At 46.6% G+C, this 9583-nt stretch carries 8 protein-coding genes; all 8 read right to left on the bottom strand.

The features are described from left to right. Positions 1-147: 147 nt before the first annotated feature. The gene (locus tag HMPREF2596_RS09360; protein ID WP_070829829.1) at positions 148-1212 is read right to left on the bottom strand and encodes a relaxase/mobilization nuclease domain-containing protein; all 1065 of its coding nucleotides are present in this window, start codon (positions 1210-1212) and stop codon (positions 148-150) included. A 10-nt stretch (positions 1213-1222) separates the two neighbouring features. Then, positions 1223-1768: a plasmid mobilization protein gene (gene mobC / locus HMPREF2596_RS09355; RefSeq protein ID WP_283140424.1), complete on the bottom strand. Its 546-nt coding sequence runs from the start codon at positions 1766-1768 to the stop codon at positions 1223-1225. A gap of 72 nt (positions 1769-1840) precedes the next feature. After that, a complete protein-coding gene (locus HMPREF2596_RS09350; protein WP_070850859.1) occupies positions 1841-3076 on the bottom strand; it encodes an ArdC family protein in 1236 nt (411 codons plus the stop codon). A 55-nt stretch (positions 3077-3131) separates the two neighbouring features. Next, the gene (locus HMPREF2596_RS09345; protein ID WP_049323736.1) at positions 3132-3338 is read right to left on the bottom strand and encodes a hypothetical protein; all 207 of its coding nucleotides are present in this window, start codon (positions 3336-3338) and stop codon (positions 3132-3134) included. Between the two features lie 9 nt (positions 3339-3347). Beyond that, the gene (locus tag HMPREF2596_RS09340) at positions 3348-5921 is read right to left on the bottom strand and encodes an LPD7 domain-containing protein (protein WP_070850858.1); all 2574 of its coding nucleotides are present in this window, start codon (positions 5919-5921) and stop codon (positions 3348-3350) included. A 63-nt stretch (positions 5922-5984) separates the two neighbouring features. Beyond that, positions 5985-7997, bottom strand: coding sequence for a type IV secretory system conjugative DNA transfer family protein (locus HMPREF2596_RS09335; RefSeq protein ID WP_070843149.1), 2013 nt, complete (start codon positions 7995-7997; stop codon positions 5985-5987). A 70-nt stretch (positions 7998-8067) separates the two neighbouring features. Further along, on the bottom strand, positions 8068-8436 hold the full coding sequence (gene ssb, locus HMPREF2596_RS09330; protein WP_049323733.1) for a single-stranded DNA-binding protein: 369 nt from the start codon (positions 8434-8436) through the stop codon (positions 8068-8070). Positions 8437-8445: 9 nt separating this feature from the next. Continuing rightward, positions 8446-9573 carry an ATPase, T2SS/T4P/T4SS family gene (locus tag HMPREF2596_RS09325; RefSeq protein WP_070850857.1) on the bottom strand — a complete coding sequence of 376 codons (1128 nt, stop codon included), beginning with the start codon at positions 9571-9573 and terminating at the stop codon, positions 8446-8448. Between the last annotated feature and the right edge of the window lie 10 nt (positions 9574-9583).

Raw genomic sequence — 9583 nt, 5'->3', positions numbered from 1 at the left:
TTAGCGTAGGATTTCGCCCTCTCCCGCAAACGACCCCTATTTGTCTAGTAGGCAAACTGATTTACATAGCCTGACAAAATATAAAAACAAAAAAGCCCGGCGGCCGTACAGACATCTGTACGGCCGCCGGGCTTTTGCATTGCTTGTTTAACGAGTAGGTTCGTTGTCTTGTTCTATACCTGTTTGTTTGGAGATATGCGGTTCTTGCTGTACTTGAGGGCTGACCTTTTGATCGTATTCCCGTTGTGCTTTAGTGCTTAGAGGTTGCCCAATCATATCCTTAGCCAATCTACTGATAAGCCTGGCTTCATTTTTGTGTCCCATCTTATACAGTTCTTTGGCTATAAGACCATATTCAGCCAATATGTAACCGCGTGTCTGCATGACCTTCTGAATGTAGGGATGTGTCGGACGTTCCAGGTTTTTGATTGCTTGGTTTAATTCTTCCAGCCGTTGCTTTTCGATGCGGGGTGTTGCACCACGTTCTTTCATGGCTCGCACTATGCCATTTTCAGCTTTGAGGATTTTTCCCCGGTGTTGCCGTTTAGTAGCCGCACACTCTACACCTTCCTCCCGGAGTTTTTCAGCAAAACGGACGCGCCATTCAAAAAGATCATTTTTACGCGGATTAAGCCGTTGCCCGTAGGTATCTCTCATCAATACACACAAATGTACATGGGGATGCTCGGGTTCTCCTTCTTTTTCGGATTCGTGGTGCAGGGCAAAGACGTATTGATGGTCGGCAAACTGTTCGGCGGCGAAATTGCGGGCGGCATTCAAGACGGCCTGTGGCGGTGTTCCGGCAGGCATGGATAGGACGATATTGAGGGCTTCCCGGTGTTTGCCTCTTTCGGGGATATTGAGTTTCTGCCAATCTTCTAGTTGCGATTTGACGGCTTTTTTTCCGTTTAATTTTTCACCGGAGTGATTTTCGACAGTAATTTTACCGTTGCGTGAAATGTAGTCCAAATGGTTGCGTATGCCCTGCATACCATTGGAGTTTCGACTTAGCCTTTTAGGGATTTTAACCATGACTTCGGGGTGTTTTTTAGCCGCCGCCGTCAGGTTGGCCAATCCGCTACCGGATTTGAGGGGTACTCTGGATTTTGCCCGGTGATTGGATTTTGAGATGGGGATGCTGGAATCTTTTGCACGGACGGAGCGGGTTTTGAAACCCAAAAACCAATCGTCTATTTTACGGTACAGGGACATAGCTTTACTCCTATTCGGACAGGCGTTTGCGGTTGGTTCGTAATACGTCACTTACCCTTTGGGTATGTTGCCTGATGAATTGTGATAGGGCATTTATCTGTTCTGATGTAAGCGAAACACCTTCGCCCATATTGAGCTGTCGGGCAATTTGGTTTAGATTGCGGCCGATACTGACAAGCTGGTAATTAGATTGATGCAAGATTTCGACTTCGGTCGTAGAGAGCATGGGATGTTTACGAACATGTGATTGAACTATATCGCGCACAATATCGTTGACACTGCATTTATGCTGTTCAGCGGCTGCTTCAAGGTAAGCCCGGTCTTTTTCCGGCAGGCGGACGGTAATACGTTTACTGCCTATCGGTGGAGGAAGACTGACCAGGGCAGGTTCTTCCGGTACCTCCAACCTGGCTTTCAAAAGTTTTTTGGCCAACAAGGAAACACTTGCTTTACCGTATTCTTTTTCAGCCAACTTACGCAATGCTTCCAGTTCGGATTCGTCTAATCCAAAGACACGGAGGACTTGACGTTTGTCATTGTCGGTAGTTTTATTCACTCATCCATCCTTTATAAAAAGAAAAACCCGACAGGTACAAACCTGTCGGGTTTTCAAATGTTCTTTATGCAGCTATCTCCCATAAAACATTTCCTGTTGTGCGGGGGATTGTTCAAGTTCGTTTTTGACGCTCATATGCTCATACTGACTTTGGTAAAAATTAAAACGTACTTGCGCCTGTGTATGCTCCGGTAAGCCTTTAATTAACTTTTCCATGCCTTCTTCTAAGTGGCGATATTTTTTCTGATCATTGGCACTAATTTCCGAAAATCTGTCTTCGTAACGTTCTTTTGCCGCCTGTATGCGTTCTTCAAAAGTCTGATTACCTGGTTCTACAAATTTCTCATTTTCAGACGGCCTTGTTGTATTTGTAGCCTGGTCAATGGATTGATTCTGCTCCCGACCTATTTCTATCTGCTTTTCAAAAGAAAAAATAAATTCTTTGATTTTTGCTGCGTCTTGAGAGGCTTTCAGAATTTCCATAGGTTCTTCTGTCAATACCTTTACCCAATCGCCAACATACCCGGCATGTCTGTCAGGATTATGCGGTAATCCCAGCTCACGACTCATCATCATCGAAGAAATTTCGGCACGAAGTTCTTCCCGGGCATAAGATGAATCACCGAAGCGACCACCCATATCTCGATTAAGCCGGTCGGCATGCCCTGTCCAATGCCCAAGTTCATGCAGAGCAACAGCGTAATATTCTCCCTGCCCAAAAAAACGTTCTTTAGGGGGCAGTACTATAAAATCCCGGGTTCGGTTGTAATACGCATCATTGCCTCGATGATGGATAACCGCGCCCGAAGCCTTGAGAAGTTTTTCTGAACGATCGTGGTCAATCCATACAGGCGGTGCCTTTTCCCATGCCGGTAAACCATCTATCTGTTCGGCATTAAAAACGGTAAAACTTTTGAAATAAGGGTTCTCCAACTGGATTCTTTCTTTAACGGGTTCTCCATTTTCGTCTCGAATAATTTTTCCTTTTTCATCTTTTTGGATCTTCTCGGTATGGGTAATCAGCCTTACTAACCCAGTTCCACGCTCCCCTTTTCGGACTTGTGCGTTCACACTCTGAGCCTGTTTGTAAGTCATCCAGCGCGGATCACTGTAACCTTGAATCATCAAATTTAGACGGTTCATACCGCTATATTCAGTACCTGATACGGGGTTGAAAGGAAAATCTCTACCCATATCAGGCAGCCAGGGCAATTGAAATGGAGCTGTACCCTGCTTAAGTCGCTCGATCAGTTCTTTGGCGATTTTTTCTGCATATTCTTCTTGATGGCTTTTTTTGCGCTCAGTCATTCTTTTTCTCCTCCAAACAGAAAAAAGCCCTGCCATTTCCGGCAGGGCTTACTGTTTATTTCCAACTACTTAAATCTAAAAGCCGTTTGGCCTCCGGTGGAGACTCCGGGTTATCCAAATAAGCTTTCATGGCTTCATAAGACTGGCAGGCGGTCAGATAAGCCTCCTGTTCTTCATGACTTAGATTGAAAAATACCTCTTGCTCTTCAGAAGTGAGTAGGGTATTCCAATCTTCCTGCAAAATATCGGCATACTCTTCCATCTTTCCTCCTTATCTTGTAATTTCCGGATCCTGCCCTCTTTCAGGATTGTATTGCTCCCGGCCTTTTGCCGTCTGTTGTTGCTCTTGTGTCGGACTTGGAATCTGAATCGGATCGGGCAATTTCAGCTTCGTTCCGTGCATATTTTGGGCGGTATGCTCGTAGTAGTTTCTTAAGGCTTTTGTGCGTACATCACCTTCCAGCCCGCGTATTGAATCCATCACACCGCGTTCATACATTGCCAGTTTCTTTTGATTGGGCTTACTCAACTTTTGTGCTTTCTGCATATAATGATCTTTCGCCGCAACAAAGCCTGTATTCAACGCAGCCGCCTTCATATCATCAGTCTGATGCACGACTTCGGCGGGAACTTCTTCCCGACCAATGGAATGAACCGGTACGTCAATATCGGTATCAGCTCGAGGAGAAGCATTGATTGTTCTGTCGGAAGGCAGTGTGCTTTGCGCTTTCAGTCGATCAGCGGCAGACAGCATGGCAGCATCGGGCTGGGTATGAATGCGCTCTTCACGTTCAACCTCGGGTTTAAGCTGTTCCTGCTCCTGTGTAGGCTTCCCCGTTTCGCTTTGAGAGTTACCCTGTTCTGTTTGTTTATGAGGCTCTTGTCTTGGCTGTTCCTTCTCTACTTCCGGTTGTCGTCTTTCCTGCTCACGCACCATCTCCGGTGTAATGCCGTTTTGCGCGTAACGTTCCCGCAACGCTTCCACTCGCTGCAAATCAGCGACAGTCGGATTGTAGCCACTGGTACGGATACCCTGGGCGGCGGCTTCAATAAACATTGCCTGACGGAAATCTTTACTGCCCGACAACTTTATGCTGTCCCAACCTTTGGCTTTGACAACTTCCAACATATCCTTGACTGTTTGCGGATCAGAAAGGGCTGTTTTTAACTGCTTGCCTTGATCTTCAAACAGCACTGTTTTGTGGTCTGAAACGGAATAGAATTTGCCGCCTACGCTGTGGTAACGCGTTTTGATGTTGTCAGGGATACGATATTGCAGGTCTAAAACGACCTTGCGGGCGTTTGGTTCAGTTTCAGACGGCCTATCGAACTTTGGGGCGGTAAATTCCGATTCGGAGCGGGTAGAAGTCTGTCCTTTTTTGTTCTTTTCCTGAATAAACTCATCTTTTAGGGGTGCTTCCCATCCTTGTTCCGTTTTGTAAAACGTTACACGTTGTCCATCATGTGTAATACCTTCATAGGATTTAAGCGTACCTTCTTTATCCAAGTCTTGTTGAATTTCTTCGGGTGTCTTGCGTAAATACATGATGTCGGTTGTTGCATCATGCAACTCGTAATGTTTAAAGTCAGACTCACGGTAAACCGTCTCATTGACTGTTTGGGTTCGACCCTCGTATTCAATACTGTTGGTTGTATTAGAAGAGGTCGTCTGAATGTTGTCTTTGTTTTCAGGATTCATGGGGTTCTCCAAGTTTTCAGGTTCGGGCAGTCTATGGTTGGCTTTCTCAACCCTTTCGCGCCATGCTGCCAATTCGTCAACGATTGCCTGATCTTGGCTGTTGTCAGGGTTTAAGACGAGATTGACACCTTCTGCAAAAGACTGGCGAACGGCTTCGAGTCCAGCCAGTTTGTGTAGGTCATTAAAGTCGCTCGGTAAAGGGGGACGACCTTTTTCATCAACGCCTTTGCCTTTCTGATACTGTTGTATCTGCGTCATAGAAAATTCGGGTTGGATTGCCGTGGCACGATCGCCCAACAATGCGGCTGCCTGTCTTGCTTTTTTGATACCAGTTTGCGAAGCGTCGTTATCGACAGCGATTACGACGGGGACGTTTTGAGGCAGTTTTTGTGCCAAACGTTCGGCAACGGCAACCATGTTGCCTGCATCAAAAGCAATGATGACGGGCTTGCCCGTGGCTTCGTAGATGCTTGCCGCCGTAGCATAACCTTCCGCCATGACGACACCGACTTTTTCCACATCATCGGCCTTGCCGATAAAGGCATAAGCCCCCTGAACCTGACCGCCTGCCAAGAAGCGTTTGCCTCCGTCTTGGTTGATGGATTGCAGATTGACGATTTCATTTTCGTACAGGACGGGGATAATCAGATTGTCGTTGTCCTTATATTTGTTTTGACGCAGACCGGCGATGGCATCCGGGTTGGTAATACCTTTGGCGGCAAGATAGGGATGGCTCAACGAAGCGGGGCGGCTACTATTCCAAATCTTTTGTGCCGTGCCTTTCACCCTCTGTTGCGTCTGCTGCCGCTCCTGTTCCGCCGCCTGCCGCCTTGCCTCAGATTCCGCTTTGCGCCGCGCCTGTTCTTCCACGCTTGGCGGCGTGTAGGGCTTGGCAGGCTGCCAGCCGTTCTGCCGCGCCAGCTTCCACACCGTTCCGATACTGAAGCTGCCCGGTTTAAGGCTTTTCCACGTTGATTTGGCGGCACGGTTGTCATAGTTGTCAGCGCGTTGTGACCATTCGTCCCAAAGGTCGTAACCGTTTTCGCCCAGCTCGTCTTTAACGGCCGCGCCAACCTGCCACCAAGTATCGCGATCATGTGAGTCGATATAACTCAAGGCACTGCGGATGTCGTCAATGTCGCTCATATTTCCACTTCCTTATAGAAAAAATAAAAAATAAGGCGGTCTGCTTTTCACAGACCGCTTCTCTTATGCTCCGGCTTGGACGTTATCACCTATGAACTGCTTGATAAATGGCAGTGAGTCTTCACCCCAATTTTCCAAAAGTACAGGCATCAGTTCATTGATATATTCCGGCGGGCTATCCGGCGGAATAATCGAGGATAGGATTGCACCGGCGATTTCTTCTGAGTTTGAAGCATCCTTCCAATGGAAACTATCCATCTCATCAGGGGAAACGAATGCTGCTTTAGATACAGTGATGGGTGATCTAACATCGGTATGAATATCTAAAACCGGGATCTCCGGCAATGCCCAATTTGCCCGTTTAGCGAATACGGGGTCGGTGTAGTATACGATTTTCTTGGCATAGATCGGACGGCTGTTACCCAAGCTGATGATACAGTCGCTTTTCGGCATCATCTTCAACTCGTCCGGATTCATCACTGCTCGGCGTTGATCACTGGTACTTGTGCTTCGACTTCCCCCTTTCCCTACTGACCTTGATGTAGATTTGGCTTTGTAAGTCTCGTAACCGATAAGTTTACTGTATTCATCAGCATCGCTTTGTTCTCGCGGTGGATAGACAATTTGACAGCCAAAGTTGGTGAAAAATGTGCGTGTTGCATCACGTCCATATAGATCAGTTACCTGAGATGGAGTTTGTATAATCAGCAGAAGACGCAGACCGTAACCGGCGATATACGAGACACCGTGCTGAATGGCTGGAATTACACCCAAGGCGGTAAATTCGTCCATCAATAGGCAGCATTGGTATTTCAGCGCATCGGAATTGTTGGACGGCAAACCCTGCTCGACGTTTACTGTAATCAGTTGGCTGAAAAAAAGGTTCGTCAGTCGTGAAAATACGGCTGTTTCAGTCGGAACGATACCGATATAAACCGTCATCCTTTTTTTGCGTACTTCATCCAAGTAAAAATCGTCGCCACTTGTTGCCGCTTCGACTACCGGGTCAATGAAAATGCCCAAAGGCGCAATCAGTGTTGCCAAAATGTCTGCGCCCGTTTTGGCGTTACCGTTGGCAAAGCCCATCAGCAGGCTGCGGCAGTTTTGGCTCAACTGTGTATGAGGCTGTTGTTCGCGCAATGTCATTTCATCTTTAATCCACTCTGCCAACGTTCTTCCATCCGATGGTGTCGTCAAACGGAACAGGTTGGCCAACGTGGTTTTGTTTTCAGGTAAGGATAAGTCGCGCTCCGATTCCGTCTCAACCATGTAGAGCAACAGACCGGCAAACAGGTTTTGTGCAGATTCCTGGAAAAAGGTCGCACTGCCGTTATCTTTAGACGGCTTTGGGTACATGATGGAAGCGATGTTTTTCACATCTTTGTAGGTATAGACGGGATTTCTGCGAATATAGGTACAAGGATTCCAACGGTGTGAAACCAAAGGCGCGTTCGGATTGCGTTCGTGTTCAGGCATTCTACCGGCCGGATTAAACAAAAATACTTCCTGTCCATGAGAAGACCGATAGCCACCTGAAATCAGAAAGTTTTCCAGTTTCGGATCAAATACGACCATGCTGTCCCGGTAGTGAAGACAGTTTGGAATCACAATACCTACGCCTTTTCCTGACCGGGTAGGTGCGGCTAAATATAAAAATTCGTTACCTGACCAACGCAAATAATCGTTACCATATTTCCCAATCAGTAAATCCGGTTCCTCATCACCAGTAAATTTCTTTTTCAAAAGACCATGCTTTGTGATTTCCATACGATTGGCAAAGCGCGCCGATCCATGCAGTTCACGTTTTGGTTTCATCAGCATTGCTGCACAAATTATCACGGCAACTACAATTGGAATCAGAAGAGCAATAAAGACTGAAACTTCAAAGGCCGTCTGAGCGCCAGGTCTCAACCGGTCGTAGTATTTCCAATAGTGGTACAACATGCTAACGGATGGCTCGCTTTTTAAATTCAACCATGCCGTCATTACGATACTACCTAGGTACATGCCACCAGCAAAACTTATTGGAACAAAAATGCCCAGCATGGCCAAAAGCCCAATTAACTTGTTTTTCATTCTCTAATGCCCCATAAAAAAATATAGCCCGCTTAAAGCGGGCATACGATTACAGCTTGAACTCAAAAACTTACAGATATTCCAAACCGGACACAGTTTCGTTTTGGTTTTTTGTATGAATAATCTGTATTTCTCCAGCCATAATCTCATACACAGTCTTCTCAACACCGTGATGTTCGTAACGGCGTGATTGCAACTTACCTGCAACCCACAAACAATCACCTTTCTTCATGTAGCGACAAACTGTTTCTGCCTGTTTGCCGTACAACACAACATTAAACCATTCGATTCGTTCACGTTGCTCGTTACTGGCTTTATCACGCCATTTTTCTGTATAGGCGAGTGAAATACTGCTTACAGGCGTTTGATTGGGCAGATAACGCAATTCCGGGTCTTTTCCCAAATTACCCATTACTTCAATACGGTTTAGGTATGGCATATTTCTTCCTTAAACTCGGCCACGCATGGCATAAAATTTTTCAACCGGGTCAAAATACAGTTCGGTCATATGAGTCTTTTCAAAATAGGCAACAACATCAATACTGGATTTAACCGAGTTGAGGATATAGTCGTAATCCATTGTCCGGCCGGTTGCCGATTCTTTCGCCAGTTGGGCGATACGGTAATGGACGCTCCGTGCATCATTGGCATGGACGGACATTAGGCCGCCCGGATGGCCTGTATTTAAGAGTGAGATATAATCCCAAGCCTCGTCGCCACGCAGCTCAGTCAGGAAAACCCGGTCGGGTTTTAAACGCATACAGGCGGCAATCAACATTTTTGCCGTGATATGGCCTTTGTAAAAGAGATGGGCATGATTAAGGTGCATGGGCAAGTCAAGCTCATGCGTGTCTTCCAGCGTAATAATACGGGTTTCTGCCGGTACCAAATCGGATAGGGCTTTAGTGAAGGTCGTCTTACCGGAGCCGGTGCCACCGACCATACAGATATTGAGTTTGTGTTTAATGGCCAAAGCAAAAAAGGCGTTCATATTACGGTTTGCCTTGTGATCCAACATCTCATATTGCCAAGGTGCAAGTTGTACGTCATGTGGTAACTTCATCTTGTCAGAAATATCCCGAAAATATTTGTTGTCTATTTCCATTTCGCCAAGATTAAGGTCGGCTGAAGCTCCAAAGGCAGATACATCTTGAAAACGGGAAACACGATCCGTCTGTATGTAATCATCCAATGTAAAACGTGTCTGCGACGGTTTGCGGAAAGCATAGACGATAGTTTTGTCTTCACAGGACGGCGGTATCATGATGTGGCCGCGTTCGCCGTCAGGCAGAGTAACGGAGTGGATAGGTTGCTCCATACTGATGTGTTTGCTGTTATAGGTACATAACGCGGTAGCAAGCTGAGTCAAAATCGGCAGTGTCAGCCGGTCGTCTTCAATCCGCTCAAAACCGGCCGAGGTTTCCAAAAAGACTTCGCGTTCGCGGTTAATCAGTACTTCGGTTACGCCTTCCCGGTTGAGATAGTCGTCCAAACCTGTTTTGGCCATCAAGTTGCGGACAACCGCATCTGAATGGATAGATGCCTGCCCGTGAAAAGTTGTCGGGTTTTGTGTCATTTGGAATTAG

This window comes from Neisseria sp. HMSC078C12 (assembly GCF_001838065.1).
In the GTDB taxonomy this organism is placed as follows: domain Bacteria; phylum Pseudomonadota; class Gammaproteobacteria; order Burkholderiales; family Neisseriaceae; genus Neisseria.
This window is presented reverse-complemented; position numbering and strand designations above follow the sequence as displayed.

Coding starts and splice junctions, on each gene's coding strand:
- HMPREF2596_RS09360 (WP_070829829.1), bottom strand. CDS start 1,212: ATGTCCCTGTACCGTAAAATAGACGATTGGTTTTTGGGTTTCAAAACC.
- HMPREF2596_RS09350 (WP_070850859.1), bottom strand. CDS start 3,076: ATGACTGAGCGCAAAAAAAGCCATCAAGAAGAATATGCAGAAAAAATC.
- HMPREF2596_RS09345 (WP_049323736.1), bottom strand. CDS start 3,338: ATGGAAGAGTATGCCGATATTTTGCAGGAAGATTGGAATACCCTACTC.
- HMPREF2596_RS09340 (WP_070850858.1), bottom strand. CDS start 5,921: ATGAGCGACATTGACGACATCCGCAGTGCCTTGAGTTATATCGACTCA.
- HMPREF2596_RS09335 (WP_070843149.1), bottom strand. CDS start 7,997: ATGAAAAACAAGTTAATTGGGCTTTTGGCCATGCTGGGCATTTTTGTT.
- ssb (WP_049323733.1), bottom strand. CDS start 8,436: ATGCCATACCTAAACCGTATTGAAGTAATGGGTAATTTGGGAAAAGAC.
- HMPREF2596_RS09325 (WP_070850857.1), bottom strand. CDS start 9,573: ATGACACAAAACCCGACAACTTTTCACGGGCAGGCATCTATCCATTCA.